Below are 17,202 nucleotides of genomic sequence, written 5' to 3'. Positions count from 1 at the left end.
TAGTTTACCACTTTGATGATTTGTTACAATTACAGTCCCAAAACATCTTTCATAGTAAAGTTTCCTTTTTTATCTTTAATCCATTCTGCGGCAACCACTGCTCCTAAAGCAAAGCCGTTTCTGTTGAAAGCAGTATGTTTAATCTCGATTTCGTCTACTTCACTTCGGTAAAATACACTGTGTGTTCCCGGAACTTCATCTTCGCGGATCGCAAAAATACCCAGTTCATTGCCTTTTGTATTTTCTAATTTCCAGGCGCTGAATTTTGGATTGTTTCTGATAATTCCTTCCGCCAGGGAAATTGCCGTTCCACTTGGAGCATCCAGTTTATGGATATGGTGAATTTCTTCCAGCTGACAAGAATATTCATCTGCATTTTTCATCAAACCGGCCAGTTTTTCGTTTAATGCAAAAAAAAGATTTACCCCTAAACTGAAATTTGAACCGTATAAAAAAGCAGTTTCGTTTTCTATAGCAATTTTTTCTATCGCTTCTTTGTGTTCGAGCCAGCCTGTCGTTCCGCAGATCACGGGAATTTTATTTTCAAGGCAGGTTTTAATATTGTTAAATGCCACTTCCGGCAAAGAAAATTCGATGACCACATCCGGCTGATTCAGGTTTTCTGCAGTAGGCGTTTCTTTAAGCCTTGCAACGATCTCATGGCCTCTTTTTGTGGCAATTTCATCAATGATCTTGCCCATTTTTCCGTATCCGACTAATGCGATCTTCATGGATTAATTACTTTTATTAAAATCTATAGCTTAAACTAAGTCCCGTTTTGGGAGGATTTGAATTATTAAAATCATCGTAAATAACAGCAGGTGCAAAAGACAGATCCGGATCTTTACGGCCTTCATATAAATGCGCATCTACGACGGCATCTACAATATTCAGGATGTACAATAATCCTGTAATTGCGATGGCGTAATCGCGCTGTCTTTTTATTCTGTCCTGCGCATTTCCTAAAGCGATTTTATCAAGATACGGCCGGGAATCTACAAATTCGTTCGGTGTTCCGTTCAATTTTGCAATATAATATTCCCTGTATTTAAGATATTGATTCTGGTTCCAGATGGCAATTCCGGCTCCGGCTCCTACAGCGCCCCAAACGATCGGGATTTTCCAGTATTTTTTGTTGTAAAACTGTCCCAAACCCGGTAAAACAGCAGAATATAAACCTGCTTTTGTAGGATTAAGCTTTAATAATTTCGGTTTTGACGGTGCATTTACTTTTTCGATATTTTCAACAACGGAAACTCCGGGGTTTTCAGTAACGACAATGCTGTCCTTTGGAAGAGATTCTACCCGGACTGTATCATTGGGAACGACCTGTGAGGATACAAAAGCGAACCAACACAGGAAAAATGTAAAAAGTACCTTTTTCATTTATTTAATATGAGACAAAATATATTCTAACTCGTCTTCATTTTTAAAATCAAGAAGAATTTTGCCTTTTTTACCATTACCGGTAGTTTTAATTTCTACTTTGACATCCAAAATGTCAGAAATTGTCTTTTGCGCTCTTTTATAATTATTGGAGAGTTCGGCTTTTACTTTTTTTGCTGCAGGAGACTTCGGGGTTTTCAGCGCTGTTGCGGCCTGCTCAGACTGACGTACATTCAACTTATCTTTAATAATAAGATTAAACAGAACCTGCTGAAGTTCCTCATTATCCATACTGATAATGGCTCTTCCGTGTCCTGCGGAAATCTCGCCGCTTCGGATGGCATTCTGAATATCCGGACTTAATCTCAGTAACCTGATCGAATTGGTAATGGTACTTCTGTCTTTCCCCACTCTCTGACTCAGATTCTCCTGAGTCATCCCGATCTCATCCAGAAGCCTTTGATAGGTCAATGCAATCTCTATAGAATCCAGGTCTTCACGCTGAATATTTTCTACAAGCGCCATTTCCAGAAGCTCCTGATCGTTCACCAAACGAATATAAGCCGGAATAGATGTTAAGCCTGCTAATTTACTGGCTCTGAAACGCCTTTCACCCGATATAATTTCAAACTTTTCACCGTCTTTTCGTAACGTTACAGGCTGTATTACGCCTAAATTTTTGATAGACTGGGCCAGTTCGTTGAGTGCTTTTTCGTCAAAATAAGTTCTTGGCTGGGTAGGATTGGGATAAATATCTTCAATGGCCACTTCAACAATATTTCCCACAAATTTATCGGCTCCTTCATCGGTCGCAGAATTGATCGTAGCTTTGGATTCAGCACTTAAAATCGCTCCCAAACCTCTTCCCATCGCTCTTTTTTTATCTTTCATACTATGCTTATTGCCTTTGGCTTTAGCTTTAATTCTTTACTAAATTTTCGTTTTTCAACAACACTTCTTCTGCAAGCTGAAGATACTGTATGGCACCTTTACTTTCTGCATCATAATTTAAAATGCTTTCCCCGAAACTCGGCGCTTCGCTTAACCTTACATTTCTGCTGATGATGGTTTCAAAAACCATTTCCGGGAAATGGGCATTTACTTCTTCCACGACCTGATTGGAAAGTCTCAGTCGGCTGTCATACATCGTCAACAGCAAACCTTCAATATCCAGATCTTTATTATGGATTTTCTGAACGTTTTTAATGGTGTTTAATAACTTTCCTAATCCTTCTAAGGCGAAATATTCGCACTGAATAGGGATGATGACAGAATCAGCCGCTGTAAGTGCGTTAATGGTGATTAAACCTAAACTCGGCGCACAGTCTATAATAATATAATCATAATCGTCTCTCACGCTTTGCAATGCTTTTTTGAGCATGTACTCACGGTTGTTTTTATCTACCAATTCAATTTCGGCAGCAACCAAATCAATGTGAGACGGAACAATGTCTAAATTGGGAGTGGTGGTTTTCTGAATACAATTTCTTGTTTCCACACTGTGCTCCAACAAATTATATGTTGAATACTGAACCTCTTCCACGCCTAACCCGGAAGTTGCGTTTGCCTGCGGATCTGCATCAATGATTAATATTTTCTTTTCCAATACCCCTAATGCTGCAGCTAAATTTACAGCTGTGGTGGTTTTTCCTACCCCACCTTTCTGATTAGCGATACCTATGATTTTTGCCATTGCTTGAACTTTAAGTTTCAAAAATACACATTTTTCTCTGCTTTCAAGGAATCACAAAAACGAAAGATGAGTTAAAATATTGTTAATAAGGAATTTAGTGATTAAAAAAATTATCCACAAAAAATAGTATTTTGTGGATAAGTGTTAAGATTTGTTTTGAATAATACTAATTGTCAAACTTCATAGAAATCGGAAATTTGAAATAGCTTCTTACGGCTTCACCGTTTTTATTTTTACCTGGAATCCATTTACCTTTTACTGCTTTGATTGTTCTTAATGCTTCTGCATTGAAGGTAGCATCTTTTCCATTTGTTTTGATATCTGAGATTGTTCCATCTGTTTCAACAATAAAAGTAACAACAGTAGCTACACTGCCTCCATCTTCAAAGGCTGAAGTATCAAACTTATTCATTACTTTATTTCTGAAAGAATTAATACCTCCTTCAAAATCAGCCTGTACGGCAGGGAAGTTATCAATTGCTTTAGGGTCTTTAGTGACCACATTTACTGGGGGTTGTATTTGATTAACAACGGTACCTTTTCCAGGAATTGTAGTTGGTGGAACATATGTATTTGAAGGAGCAATTACTCCAGTAGGTTGGTCTTTAACTCCCGCAACTGCACCTTCTATTTTTTTTACAACTTTTTCTGTAACAGGATTTGCTGTTGGTTCAGGAAGCCTATAATCCATAGTTTTTACAGCAGGAGATGTTGTTATTTTAGGAGGTAAAACTACTCTAGGATTATCTGGTATATCAACATTATCTAGTACTATGGGTGCCGGGTATGTACAAATAATAGTATTAGTATTATTGGATTTAAAAGTATTAATAATCAAAGGCGTAATAGAAATTGTAGCTAATAAACTAACTCCTATAAAAAGAGCCTTGGTTAAAATCCGGTCTGATTCATTTCTTAAAACGTAAGCGCCATACTGTTTATTACGGCCTTCGAAAAGGATTTCGTTAAAATAGAAATCCTGATTTGATTGTAGGTGTTTCATTACTGTAAAATTAAAATTGTTATTGTATTCGGATTATTAATTTTTCACACACATTGCAATAATCCTTTAAAACAATATCAAAATAGTTGCCAAAATTTTATCAAAACCTAAATCAATTAGCAAATTATGTGATAAATTGAAAATTTAACTATGCGTTAAATATAAAGTAAATGTCTATAAAACAAAAAAAATCCTGCATAAGCAGGATTTACTATATATATTTTAATAAAAATTAAAACAATTCTTTTCGGATAATATTCTGACTTCTCTCAGGGCCTACTGAAACCAAGTACACATTAATTCCTAAATACTTCTCAATAAATTCAATGTATTTCTGAGCCGTGTCGGGAAGCTCATCGTAGCTTCTCACCTTGGTCAAGTCTTCGTTCCAGCCCGGTAAATCCTGGTAAATCGGTTCGTAGTTGTATAATTTTTCTGTAGAAGAAGTGAAATAATCAATGATTTTTCCGTCTTCCGTTTTATAATGTGTTACGATTTTCAGGTTTTCGATTCCTGTAAGAACATCTAATTTAGTAATTACTAAATTATTGATTCCGTTGATCATACATGCATGCTTCAAAGATACAAGATCTAACCAGCCAGTTCTTCTCGGTCTTCCTGTTGTCGCTCCGAACTCACCACCGATCTGCCTGATCTTTTCTCCTAATTCGTTATCCAATTCAGATGGGAAAGGTCCGTTTCCAACTCTTGTACAGTACGCTTTGGCAACTCCGATCAGGTTTTTAAGGGACGTTGGCGGAACTCCTGCTCCTGTACACACGCCTCCTGTAGAAGGCGAGGAAGAAGTAACGTACGGATAGGTTCCGAAGTCGATGTCTAACATTAACGCTTGTGCACCTTCAAATAAAACGTTTTTGCCGTCTCTGATGGCTTCATTCAGCTCGACTTCCGTATCTACGATTCTGTGCTGAAGCTGTTTTCCGATTTCTAAAAATTCGTTGTAAATTTCTTCAACGTCTAAAGTCGGTTTTCCGTAGTATTTTTCGAAAAGTGAATTTTTAACTCTTAGGTTTTTTTCAATTTTATCTCTCAAAATTTCAGGGTTTAGAAGATCTACCATTCTGATCCCTATTCTTGCGATCTTATCTTCGTAACATGGCCCTATTCCTTTTTTCGTGGTCCCAATCTGCGTTCCACCATGTTCTTCTTCACGGTATGTATCCAGAAGAATGTGATAAGGCATAATGACATGTGCTCTTCTGCTAATAAAAATATGATCAGTTCTCATATTTTTGCTTTCGATTTGTCCCACTTCTTTAATGAAAGATTTAGGATTGACCACTACTCCGTTCGCAATGATACACTTCCCTTTGCACTGTAGAACTCCTGAAGGAAGAAGGTGTAAAACAAATTTCTCTTCACCCACATACACCGTATGACCCGCGTTGTCTCCGCCCTGAAAACGAACAACATAATCTGATTTTGCCGATAAAACATCCGTGATTTTTCCTTTGCCTTCATCTCCGTACTGAAGACCTACAACTACGTAAGTTGACATATTTTACTTTTATTTTAGATTCGCACAAAATTACTTTTAAAAAATAGGGTGGGCAAATTTGAGGGGGATTTTATTTTTTGGGGACTGGAATTTTTGAATTGAAAAAACCAGTTAATTAGCAGATCTCATTGAGGACAGATTAAATAAATAGTCAAACCTAACAGGTTTTTGAAACTGTTAGGTTTAGATTAACAATTACCTCAACAAAACTCACCATCTTTCCAAAACTTTCATTGTTTGAAACCATTAACGAATTTCGAGGATAATTTGAAATTCACAAACCCAACCTTTAACACCAAATTCTTTTATCCAAATCCTCAACAAAAACACCAAAACACTTTCATCAAAAATCCGTAACTTTGCCACCTACTAAAAATTGTATGGAAAGTATTCAAGTTCACGACAAAACTTTTGTTCCTTATTTAGAGGATGCTGAAATTCAGGAGATCGTAAAAGCGACCGCTTTAAAAATTTATGAAGATTATAAGGACGAAGTTCCTGTGTTCATTGGTGTTTTAAACGGGGTGATCATGTTTTTTTCAGACCTTTTAAAGCATTATTCCGGTCCTTGCGAGATTGCATTTATTCAGATGAGCTCTTACGCAGGAACCGAATCTACAGGAATTGTATATCAGAAAATGGAACTGACAAAAGACGTAAAAGACCGTCACATCATTCTGGTAGAAGATATCGTAGATACAGGAAACACCGTGGAAAGCCTTTTCAAATATTTTAACGAAACACAACGCCCGAAATCGGTAAAAATTGCTTCATTCCTGCTAAAGCCGGATGTGTACAAGAAAGATTTTAAGCTGGATTATATCGGAAAAGAAATCCCAAACAAATTTGTTTTGGGGTATGGTTTAGATTATGATGAGCTGGGAAGAAACCTGCCCAATTTATATCAATTAGCCGATGGGCAGATCAACCATTAAAAGTAGCGTTAGTACTTTTTCTGATTTTAAAAAGTAAAAAGAAAGAAATTTAATAATAATTAAAATGCCGAAAGCAAAAAGCAGTCTGCCCATTGCCGGAAGCGCTTCAATACTATGATAAACATTGTGCTGTTCGGTCCTCCGGGAAGTGGAAAAGGAACTCAGGCTCAGAATCTGATTGAGAAATTTAATTTAAAGCAAATCTCAACAGGGGATCTTTTCAGATTCAACATGAAAAATGAAACTGAATTGGGAAAATTAGCAAAATCTTACATTGACAAAGGAGAATTGGTTCCTGATCAGGTAACGATTGATATGCTGGTTGATGAATTGAGAAAGCCAACTGATGCTGCGGGATTCATTTTTGACGGATATCCACGAACTGCAGTTCAGACAGAAGCGTTGGAAAAAATCGTACAGGAAGAATTAAATGACCATATTGATATCTGTCTTTCACTGATCGTAGAAGATAAAATCCTGGTAGAAAGATTACTGAAAAGAGGAGAAACCAGTGGCAGAACCGATGACAGCAACGTAGAAATCATTGAAAACAGAATTAAAGAATATTACGCAAAAACTGCAGAAGTTGCCGAACTGTACAAACAGCAGGGAAAATATGTAGAAGTAAATGGAGTCGGCGAGATCAACGAGATTTCTGAAAAGCTTTTTGCCGAAATAGAAAAAATAAAATAAGGAAATTAGGTTTTGGATTTAGGTAATACAATTTACGCTAAACCCTGAGCTCTAAACCCTGAATCCCAAGTAAAATTATATGTCAAATTTTGTAGATTACGTAAAAATTCATTGTAAAAGTGGACATGGTGGTGCAGGTTCTGCGCACCTGAGACGTGAAAAATATATTCCCAAAGGAGGTCCTGATGGTGGAGACGGCGGTAGAGGCGGTCACGTAATTATGAAAGGAAACGCTAATGAATGGACCCTGCTTCCCCTTCGTTACACCCGTCACGTGAAAGCGGAACGTGGTCAGAACGGAGCCAAAAACCAGCTGACAGGAGCTTACGGAGCCGATGTTTACATCGACGTTCCGATTGGGACTATTGCAAAAAATGAAGAAGGGGAAATCATCGGTGAAATCATGGAAGACGGCCAGGAAATCATCCTGATGGAAGGCGGAATGGGAGGAAAAGGAAATGAGCATTTCAAATCTTCTACCAACCAGACTCCCAGATTTGCCCAACCGGGAATGGACGGACAGGAAGGATATGTTGTTTTTGAGCTTAAAATCTTAGCAGACGTAGGTTTGGTAGGATTTCCAAATGCCGGAAAATCAACACTTTTAGCCTCTGTTTCAGCGGCAAAACCAAAAATTGACAACTATGCGTTTACGACCTTAACACCCAATTTAGGAATTGTTGATTACAGAAACTATAAATCTTTTGTAATGGCAGATATTCCGGGGATTATCGAAGGTGCTGCAGAAGGGAAAGGTTTGGGGCACCGTTTTTTAAGACATATTGAAAGAAATTCAATTCTGTTATTTTTAATTCCTGCCGATTCTGAAAATCATTACCAGGAATTTAAAATTCTGGAAAACGAACTGAAAGAATACAATCCTGAGCTTTTGGATAAAGATTTTATAACTTCCGTATCAAAAGCCGATCTTCTGGATGATGAGCTTAAAAAAGAAATCGCGGCAGAATTTCCCGAAAACAGAAAACCGCTGTTTTTCTCCGGCATTACCGGTGAAGGATTGATGGAACTAAAGGATGCTATCTGGAAAAAACTTCATGGATAAAATTTAATCATCAATAAATGAAAGGATAAGCAGAAATGTTTATCCTTTTTTATTGAAGACCCCCATTAATACGCACTTTGGAACACTTATTGAGAGACCCCATTCAAATTTAAAAACAATGAAATATTTATTAAGTCTCTTTGCCATTGCAGTTTTATTCTCGTGTCAGTCTCAGAAAGTCCAGTCAAAATATTCTACCATAGAATATGAAGCCGGGGCATGTTTTGGATTTTGCCCGATTTATAAAATGACGATCAATGCAGACCGTACTGCTGTTCTGGAAGCAGAACATTTCAACTTTTCAAAAGGAACTTCAAAAGACGAATTTTCAAAACCAAGAGAAGGGACTTTTACAACCACCATTAAAGAAGCAGATTATAACAAATTGGTCGCTTCATTGGATAACCTCAATGTACAATCACTGAACGAAAAATACGGAGAAAGGAATGTCACTGACCTTCCGACTTCGTACCTAAGAATAAAATTTGCAGACGGTACCTCAAAAAATGTAGAAGATTACGGTAAAAGAGGGAGTGAAAAGCTTATGCAGACCTATCAATTATTTGAGGAATTAAAGCAAAGCCAGCAATGGACGAAAGTGAAATAAGAGATTTAAATTAATTATCTTATCTTTGCAGTATATTTCGCGGCATTCTCAGCCAGTAAAGTAATTTTTACTTAAAAAAATTCTGTTAATTTTTTAGCAGATTTGCTAAAAATGATGAAGTATACTGCTTCACCCGCACTATTTAATACACGATTTATTTTGTTATTTACAGACTTAAACATTATCAAGCCCATTTTAGATGCGCTTCAAAAGGAGGGTTATGAAAAACCAACTCCTATTCAGGAACAGTCGATTCCTTCTATCTTAGAACACAGAGATGTATTGGGAACCGCTCAAACGGGAACCGGGAAAACAGCAGCATTTGCGATCCCGATTTTACAAAACCTTACCGAAAGAAAAGGCCCTAAAAACAACCATATTAAAGCCCTTATTCTTACTCCGACGAGAGAATTGGCGATACAGATTGAAGAAAGCTTCAATTCGTACGGCAAAAATTTACCTTTAAGAAAGCTTGTAGTTTTCGGAGGCGTAAAGCAGGGAAGCCAGGAAAACGCTTTGAGAAGAGGGGTTGACATTTTGGTAGCCACTCCCGGAAGATTATTAGATTTTATTGCTCAAGGAATCATCAGTTTAAAACACCTCGAAATTTTTGTACTTGACGAAGCCGACAGAATGTTGGATATGGGTTTTGTGCATGACGTTAAAAGAATTATCAAGCTTCTGCCACCAAAAAGACAAACGCTATTTTTCTCTGCGACCATGCCTACAGAAATTCAGAAACTGGCCGACTCTATTTTAAGCAATCCGATTAAAGTTTCAGTTACTCCTATTTCTTCTACTGCGGAAACCATTAAACAGGCTGTTTACTTTGTAGATAAAGAAAATAAGCTTGACCTTCTCACACATATTCTTCAGAACAATATTTCAGATTCCGTTTTGGTATTCTCTAGAACGAAACACGGTGCTGATAAGATTGCAAGAAAATTGCAGTCCGGCAATATTTCCGCCGAAGCCATTCATGGAAATAAATCTCAGAATGCAAGACAAAACGCGCTGAATAATTTTAAATCCGGAAGAACACGCATTCTGGTCGCAACAGACATTGCTGCGAGAGGGATTGATATTGATGAACTGAAATATGTAGTGAATTTTGAACTTTCTGATGTTGCGGAAACGTACGTTCACAGAATCGGGAGAACGGGACGTGCCGGTGCAGAAGGATCTTCTATCTCATTTGTTGACGGGTTGGATTTACTGAATCTGAAAGACACTGAAAAATTAATCGGGATGAAGATTCCTGTTGAGAAAAACCATCCTTTCCATACCGACAATCTGGTGGTTGAAAAAAGAGATTCAAACAACAAACCTTTTATTCCGAGACCGAAACCTGCGGGACAGCAAAAATCGGATCACAGCAAAAAACCGAAAAATAAGAATAATTTTTCCAGAAATAAATAAAAATAAAACCTTCCATCCGGAAGGTTTTTATTTTAAACAAGATTATTGAATGATTACCGGAATATTTTCTTTGCATTTTCAGTCGTAATCCTGTCAATTTCTGAAAAATCACGGCCATAAATATTCACCAGTTTCCCCGCCACCAGATCGAGATAAGAACTTTCATTTCTCTTTCCACGATGCGGAACCGGTGCCAAATAAGGAGAATCTGTCTCTAAAACGATTTTATCTAATGGAATTTCATGTAAAAACTGATCAATCTTGCCATTTTTAAAAGTCACTACTCCACCGATTCCTAAAGCAAAGTTTAAATCGATGGCCTGTTTTGCCCGCTCAAGATTTCCTGAAAAACAATGGAAAATGCCTCTCAGTTTAGGGTGCTTTTTCCGTTCTAAAACTTCAAAAGTTTCGTCGAAGCTTTCTCTGGTGTGGATAACGATCGGCACGTCTTTTTCAATGGCCCAGTCAATCTGTTGCTCAAAAGCTTTAACCTGAATATCCAGAGTGGTTTTGTCCCAGTATAAATCAATTCCTATTTCTCCGATTGCCGGAAAACTTCTCTGATCAAGATAATCCTTAACAATTTCCAGCTCTTTTTCCCACGATTCCGGTTTTACATAACACGGATGCAGTCCCATCATTGAATAGATCTGACCCGGATAATCATTTTCAAGCTGAAGCATATTTCCGTGTGATTCCGAATCGATTGCCGGAAGGTAAAATTCAGTAATCCCTTTATTTAGAGCTCTTTGAATCATCTCTTTCCGGTCTTCATCAAACTCTTCAGAATATAAGTGGGTATGTGTATCGATCATTTTTTAGATTTAAAATATCTTATGTTTTGCTTTTTCCTGCTGATTTGCGATTCTTTGATTTAATTTTTCCCGAAACTCTATAAATTTTGGATCTTTTTCGTCCTCAGAACGATGTTCCAAAGCTTTCTGAATTTTAAAATTTTCTTTAATAAAATCCTGAGCTTCTCTGGAGAAATAAGCTTGTCCAAACTTTTCAAAAATATAATTGACTGCCTGAGAATTCGGGTGAATCATATCGTCTTTGTAAAACCGGTAATCCCGAAGATCGTCCATTAAGATCTCATACACCGGAAGATAATAACAATCTTGCATCTCAGAAATCACTTCATGAATAGCAGTAATCAGCTTTGATTTGCTCAATTGGTTTTCAATCATCCCATCTTTAGTGTGACGAACGGGCGAAACCGTGAAGAGAATCTGTACCTCATCTCTGCAGATATCTTTAAGATTAATAATGGTATTGTATACAGAATCTGTAATCTCCTGTTGTGTTAAAAGCCGTTTCTTAAAAAAGCTCTGCGGAATTTTGTGGCAGTTGGCGACTAATTTTTTTTTAGGCTCAAATTCGTAAATGAATGAAGTCCCATATGTAATAATTATCCAGTTGGCGTCTTGAAGAAACCGGTTTCCCTCTTCAATTTTATCATTTATTTTCTGTAAAGTCTGATGAATATACCGCGTATCAAAACTGGTATGATGATCGAGGGAAATATATTCATCATTAAAAACAATCAATTCCTCTTCATGATACCATTCTGCATCGTGCAGCCTTTGTATCGCAGTATTGATGGAAAAAGGATTAAAAACAGTCCCGAAAGGGTTATTAACCGTTTGTAATTGCCCTTGTCTGAAAAGATCAGACATTTCGGAAGCAAAACAGGAACCGATTGAAAATATTTTATCTTCAATTTCAATTTTTTTCAGGGATTCATTAAGATCAACTTCTGTCCTGAATTTCATGTTTGCAGAATTAATAACGTACGGTAAACTTTAAACAGAATCTGTTATGGTTATGGTTTAGCTTTCTCTTCTCAAAAGGTAATTGGCAAGCTCTGTAAATGGTTTTTTCTTATCGTCTGCAATATTAATTTTTTGAAGGTAGCTTTGTCCGATTTCGTTGTGTTTTTCGATCAGGCGTAATGCTTTTTCGTCTACTTTCGTTCTTCTGAAAATCTTTTCTACCCCGTAAACTTTATCAATATTGTCGGTCTTTTTAGAATACCAATAGTCTAATTCTTTGCGTTCTTCATCCGTTCCATGCTCTCTTGCTAAGAGATACAGCACCGTTTTTTTGTTTTCATAAATATCTCCTGCATGTTTTTTACCAAACTGAGCCTGATCCCCGAATACATCCAGATAATCATCCATAATCTGAAATGCGATCCCAATGTGTTTTCCAAAATTAAAAATCGCTTTGGCATCTTTAAACTGTGCTTTGGCAATCAGTGCCCCGATCTCAAAAGAACAGGCGCTCAACACTCCGGTTTTATAGGTAATCATCCTGATATAATCGTCAAAAGTTACGTTTTCCTGAGTCTCAAAATTAATATCATATTGCTGGCCTTCACATAATAGCAATCCGGTATGCGTAAAAATTCTTACACATGCTTTGAATATTTCAGGTTCAAGATCTTCAAAAAACTTATAGGCCTTCAGCATTAAACCATCTCCGGAAAGAATCCCGACATTAATGCCGTGTAAAGTATGAATGGTCGGTTTATTTCTTCTCAACGGTGCCTCATCCATAATATCATCATGAATCAGGGTAAAATTATGGAAAAACTCTATGGCCAAAGCCGGTTTTATCGCCTGTCTCATATCCCCGCCAAACAAATCACAAGCCATCAAAACCATGATGGGGCGAAGGCGTTTACCACCATGAGAGATGATATAATTCATCGGGTCGTATAGCTCTGCCGGTTTGTCTTTAAAAGTATATTTAGTAACAGCATCATCAACAATCTGTTGGTAGGTGTCTAAAAATTCCATAACATCTAATAGTTTGAACAAAAATACGATTTTTAGAGGGCTTGTAAAACAAAAAACTTTGCCCATTTGAGCAAAGTTTTTTCTTATTTCTACAAAATTATGTTTTACAATATAAGTATCATAAATAAAACAACTCTTCCAGCGTTTAAAACGCTGGAAGGGTTGAGAGTGGAAAAAATTAGCGGACATTTATACAAATGTCCGCTTCAATTTATACTGTAATCTATTATTTGAGATCTAAGAGAAAAAGGTAAACACCAAATAAGTAATGGCAGCTACAACAGCAGAAATAGGGATGGTTAAAACCCAAGCCCACAATAAGCTTACGGTAATTCCCCAACGCACGGCAGAGATTCTTTTGGTAAGCCCTACTCCGATAATTGAACCTGTAATCGTATGAGTGGTAGAAACAGGAATCCCGAAGTGATCGGTGATAAATAAAGTTATTGCACCTGCCGTTTCTGCACTTACCCCTTCAAGAGGAGTTACTTTTGTAATTTTTGTCCCCATGGTTTTAATAATCTTCCAACCTCCACTCATGGTTCCCAATGCAATGGCTACGAAAGAAACCAGCGGAACCCAAAGATAATGCTGGGCAAAATAATCGAAACGTCCTGCCGAAGGAATATTAACGTAAACAGGATCCTGAAGCATATTCACATGATAATAGATGAGTGCCGCTCCAATAATTCCCATTACTTTCTGAGCATCATTCAAGCCATGTCCCAGACTGAATAATGCTGAAGAAGCCAGCTGCAGTCTTTTAAATGCCTTATCTGCTTTATGCGGATTTGATTTTTTAAAGAGATGAACAATAATAAGGGTAATAATAATCGAAATGACCATCCCAATCACCGGAGCCATGAAAATGAATAAAAAGATAGGAATTACTTTATCAAATTTCACGACACTTTGTGTGGTGACTTTTACAAATGCTTCCTTCAGGGTTTCAAATACCCCTAAATCCGGATGCGCCGCAACTACTTCACGGTAGTCTAACAAGAAAGCGTGCATTAGAGCAGCTCCTAAAAACCCTCCAATCAAAGTGTGTGATGATGATGAAGGGATCCCAAACCACCATGTTAAAAGATTCCAGGCGATTGCGGCAATAAGACCTGAAAAGATCACTTCAAGGGTAATAAAGTTTTCGTTGACGGTTTTGGCAATCGTATTTCCAATCTTAAACTCCCCGATAATATATGCTGCAATAAAAAACGCTGCAAAATTCCAGAGTGCAGCCCAGAGAACCGCCTGAAAAGGAGTTAAAACTTTTGTGGAAACTATGGTTGCAATAGAGTTTGCCGCATCGTGAAAACCATTGATATAGTCAAAGATTAACGCCAATGCAATAATCACTATCAGTAAAATCGGAAATTCCATTTATAAGAGTTGTTTAGGCGTATTTAATCATGATGTTTTCAATCGTATTGGCAACATCTTCTGCCTTATCGGTCACGACCTCAAGATAATTAAGTACAGATGATACTTTAATGATATTGATCGCATCGTTGGTTTCAAAAAGCTCTACCATTGAGTTTGAAAGCAGATCATCTGCAATATTTTCGATGGAGTTTACTTTAATACAGGCTTCTTTTACCTGATCCATATTTTTAAACCCTTTAAGGTTTTTCATGGCATTCTGAATTTCCAGGCATGCTTTATAAATCAGCAGCGAAAAATCTGCATACGCCTTCATCATCGGAGATTTATACAGGAAAATATATTTTGTAGAGGCGTAAATATAATCTGCAATATCATCTAAACCTGTAGCCAGGGTATGAATATCTTCACGGTCAAACGGCGTAATGAAGTTTTTTCCTAATTCAATAAAGATCTCGTGGGTAAGCTCATCATTCTTATGTTCGTAGTCGCTCATCATTTTAAGCATAGAATCATCATTAAGATCAAAATCTCTAACTCCGTTGTTAAAATCATTGGACATCGCTACTAAATTCTCTGTAACTTTTTCGAAAAGCACAAAGAAGATTTTATCTTTTGGCTGAAATGCGTGGAAAATATTACCAATTGCCATTTGTAAATTTTTGTTTATTTAATTTGGTGCAAATTTCTTAAAAAACGCTCTGAACAGGAAACATAAGACATTAATTTTTGTTAATATTGAATTAATATTTGTCATCCAAAAGAAAAAACCGACTGAATAAGCCGGTTTATATTATCATGATGGGGAAGAATTAATTTGCTTCTTCCGCTCTCATTTCTTTTCCTTTGAACTTCATTGAAGAAAGATTATCTAACAGTTCGTTTTTGTAAGATTTTTCAATTTCAAAAAATGAAAACTTCTCAAGAATCTCGATATCTCCTATTTCAGCTCTTTTATTTCCTTTGCTTGAGGTGGCTTTGTTGATGATTTCCAAAACGTCCAATTTCTTCAGCTGGTCTTTTTTTCCCAGGTTAAAGAAAAAACGGGTCATATTTTCATCTTTACGCTTTGGTTTTCCGCCGCGTTCTCTTCTGTCTCCGCTTCTTTCGTTTCTGTCTCCTCGGTCACGGTCTCTTCCTCCTCTGCTGTCACGGTCTCTTCTGTCACCTCTGTCACCTCTTCTGTCATCGTCTCTTCCGGCGCTGAATTTCTGGTCTGCAAGATCATGTCTGTCTTTATAATACAGCGCAAGGTCTTTCAACTGAAACTGCAGTAACTGTACGACCAATTCTTCTTTCGTAAAATTGCTCAGGTCAGGAACTAAACTTTGATCAAATTCGAAAATATGCTCATGTTCCGTCATTAATTTTTCAAAAACTCCTTTTACCTGTGCCGTAATTACTTCATTTCCGGTAGGTATTTTTTTCTCTACAATATCAATCTTTGTAGTTGATTTAATCTGTTTCAGCTTTCTGCTTTCTTCAGGCTTGATCAAAGACATAGAAATTCCGTCTTTTCCTGCTCTTCCTGTTCTTCCGCTTCTGTGAACGAAAACTTCAGGATCGTCCGGTAAAGAATAGTGGATCACATGGGTAAGAGAATCTACATCTAAACCTCTTGCTGCAACGTCTGTTGCTACAAGAATATCAATGTTTTTCAGTCTGAATTTCTTCATTACCGTATCTCTCTGCGCCTGAGACAGATCTCCGTGAAGCGCATCTGCCGCAAAACCGTTCTGCATAAGAAAATCTGCAACTTCCTGAGTTTCCATTCTTGTTCTGCAGAAAATAATAGAATATTGATTTGGATTTGCATCGATCAATCTCTTCAAAGCTTCTTTTTTGTGACGGTAGCCGGCTACGTAATATTCGTGTTTGATGTTTTTCTTAACTTCGTTAATAGAACCAACAGAAATACGGTGCGGGTTTGTCAAATAATTTTTAGAAATCCTCTCAACTTCCTTGCTCATTGTTGCAGAGAACAGGAAAGTTTGCTTGGTTTCCGGGGTTTCCTTCATAATGGTTTCCAATTCGTCTTTGAATCCCATAGAAAGCATCTCATCTGCTTCATCTAATACCAACCAATGGATGGCTGAAAAATCAAGCGCTTTTCTGTTAATCAGATCAATCACCCTTCCCGGCGTTCCCACAATAATCTGCGGTTTTTCTTTTAAAGAGCGAATCTGATCCATAATACTGCTTCCACCGTAAACTGCTGTAGTTTTGATGTTCTGCATGTACTTAGAATAGTTTTTAATGTCTTTCGTAATCTGTAGACATAGTTCTCGTGTCGGGCAAAGCACCAAAAATTGGATTTTGCGACTCGTATCGTCAATCATATCCAAAATCGGAAGCGAAAACGCTGCTGTCTTGCCCGTCCCAGTTTGCGCAAGTGCGATTAAATCGCGAATATCTGAAAGAATAAAAGGGATGGTCTGTTTTTGGATTTCTGTCGGGTTTTCAAAACCCAGTTCGCCAACGGCCTTAAGGATGTCAGGACTTAAATTGGTCTCCGTAAATAAATTCATTAAGTATTATAAAATTTCTGCAAAGATACACTATTTATTTGAATTTTGAATTAAACATTATTAAGGAATCGATAATTTTATTTTAGAAAAGTTTAAACATTTTTAAATTTCGGCAAAAAATAGACAGGTTTTTTATTTTAAATTTAATAAAATTTCAAAATAGTTTCTGAAG

The 17,202-nt window shown here is 37.1% G+C and carries 17 protein-coding genes; 5 read left to right on the top strand and 12 right to left on the bottom strand.

Features of this window, described 5'->3' with window-relative positions; translation table 11 throughout:
* Positions 1–29 precede the first annotated feature (29 nt).
* The 6 genes from dapB to N0B16_RS01630 all read right to left on the bottom strand — a co-directional run bounded on the left by dapB (position 30) and on the right by N0B16_RS01630 (position 5,601).
* Positions 30–731: a 4-hydroxy-tetrahydrodipicolinate reductase gene (gene dapB / locus N0B16_RS01655; protein WP_262988978.1), complete on the bottom strand. Its 702-nt coding sequence runs from the start codon at positions 729–731 to the stop codon at positions 30–32.
* A gap of 16 nt (positions 732–747) precedes the next feature.
* Positions 748–1,386 (bottom strand): DUF5683 domain-containing protein, encoded by a 639-nt coding sequence (locus N0B16_RS01650; RefSeq protein WP_262988977.1) that lies wholly within the window; start codon positions 1,384–1,386, stop codon positions 748–750.
* A complete protein-coding gene (locus tag N0B16_RS01645) occupies positions 1,387–2,277 on the bottom strand; it encodes a ParB/RepB/Spo0J family partition protein (protein WP_262988976.1) in 891 nt (296 codons plus the stop codon).
* Positions 2,278–2,305: 28 nt separating this feature from the next.
* Positions 2,306–3,079, bottom strand: coding sequence for a ParA family protein (locus N0B16_RS01640; RefSeq protein WP_262988975.1), 774 nt, complete (start codon positions 3,077–3,079; stop codon positions 2,306–2,308).
* A 166-nt stretch (positions 3,080–3,245) separates the two neighbouring features.
* The gene (locus N0B16_RS01635) at positions 3,246–4,082 is read right to left on the bottom strand and encodes an energy transducer TonB (RefSeq protein WP_262988974.1); all 837 of its coding nucleotides are present in this window, start codon (positions 4,080–4,082) and stop codon (positions 3,246–3,248) included.
* Positions 4,083–4,314: 232 nt separating this feature from the next.
* Complete coding sequence (locus N0B16_RS01630; RefSeq protein WP_262988973.1) at positions 4,315–5,601, bottom strand: adenylosuccinate synthase; 1,287 nt, start codon at positions 5,599–5,601, stop codon at positions 4,315–4,317.
* 380 nt (positions 5,602–5,981) lie between these two features.
* Between N0B16_RS01630 and hpt the strand changes: the two genes are divergently transcribed.
* The 5 genes from hpt (at position 5,982) to N0B16_RS01605 (ending at position 10,318) form a co-directional block, all read left to right on the top strand.
* On the top strand, positions 5,982–6,536 hold the full coding sequence (gene hpt, locus N0B16_RS01625) for a hypoxanthine phosphoribosyltransferase (RefSeq protein ID WP_262988972.1): 555 nt from the start codon (positions 5,982–5,984) through the stop codon (positions 6,534–6,536).
* A 114-nt stretch (positions 6,537–6,650) separates the two neighbouring features.
* On the top strand, positions 6,651–7,229 hold the full coding sequence (locus N0B16_RS01620; RefSeq protein WP_262988971.1) for an adenylate kinase: 579 nt from the start codon (positions 6,651–6,653) through the stop codon (positions 7,227–7,229).
* 79 nt (positions 7,230–7,308) lie between these two features.
* Positions 7,309–8,292, top strand: a complete 984-nt coding sequence (gene obgE, locus N0B16_RS01615) for a GTPase ObgE (RefSeq protein ID WP_262988970.1) — start codon at positions 7,309–7,311, stop codon at positions 8,290–8,292.
* 118 nt (positions 8,293–8,410) lie between these two features.
* The gene (locus N0B16_RS01610; RefSeq protein WP_262988969.1) at positions 8,411–8,899 is read left to right on the top strand and encodes a DUF6438 domain-containing protein; all 489 of its coding nucleotides are present in this window, start codon (positions 8,411–8,413) and stop codon (positions 8,897–8,899) included.
* Positions 8,900–9,058: 159 nt separating this feature from the next.
* Positions 9,059–10,318: a DEAD/DEAH box helicase gene (locus N0B16_RS01605; RefSeq protein ID WP_262989958.1), complete on the top strand. Its 1,260-nt coding sequence runs from the start codon at positions 9,059–9,061 to the stop codon at positions 10,316–10,318.
* Positions 10,319–10,371: 53 nt separating this feature from the next.
* Here the strand turns inward: N0B16_RS01605 and N0B16_RS01600 are convergent, their stop codons facing one another.
* The 6 genes from N0B16_RS01600 to N0B16_RS01575 form a co-directional block, all read right to left on the bottom strand.
* Positions 10,372–11,133, bottom strand: a complete 762-nt coding sequence (locus N0B16_RS01600) for a TatD family hydrolase (protein WP_262988968.1) — start codon at positions 11,131–11,133, stop codon at positions 10,372–10,374.
* A gap of 9 nt (positions 11,134–11,142) precedes the next feature.
* Positions 11,143–12,093 (bottom strand): GSCFA domain-containing protein, encoded by a 951-nt coding sequence (locus N0B16_RS01595; RefSeq protein WP_262988967.1) that lies wholly within the window; start codon positions 12,091–12,093, stop codon positions 11,143–11,145.
* A 57-nt stretch (positions 12,094–12,150) separates the two neighbouring features.
* A complete protein-coding gene (locus N0B16_RS01590; RefSeq protein WP_262989957.1) occupies positions 12,151–13,122 on the bottom strand; it encodes a polyprenyl synthetase family protein in 972 nt (323 codons plus the stop codon).
* A gap of 237 nt (positions 13,123–13,359) precedes the next feature.
* Positions 13,360–14,502, bottom strand: a complete 1,143-nt coding sequence (locus tag N0B16_RS01585; protein WP_262988966.1) for an inorganic phosphate transporter — start codon at positions 14,500–14,502, stop codon at positions 13,360–13,362.
* Positions 14,503–14,515: 13 nt separating this feature from the next.
* On the bottom strand, positions 14,516–15,154 hold the full coding sequence (locus tag N0B16_RS01580) for a DUF47 domain-containing protein (RefSeq protein ID WP_262988965.1): 639 nt from the start codon (positions 15,152–15,154) through the stop codon (positions 14,516–14,518).
* A 160-nt stretch (positions 15,155–15,314) separates the two neighbouring features.
* A complete protein-coding gene (locus N0B16_RS01575) occupies positions 15,315–17,030 on the bottom strand; it encodes a DEAD/DEAH box helicase (RefSeq protein ID WP_262988964.1) in 1,716 nt (571 codons plus the stop codon).
* Between the last annotated feature and the right edge of the window lie 172 nt (positions 17,031–17,202).

The sequence above is a fragment of the Chryseobacterium gilvum genome, from assembly GCF_025628965.1.
Lineage (GTDB): Bacteria > Bacteroidota > Bacteroidia > Flavobacteriales > Weeksellaceae > Chryseobacterium > Chryseobacterium gilvum.
Note: the sequence above shows the minus strand (reverse complement) of the source record. Positions and strands in the feature narration are given on the sequence as shown.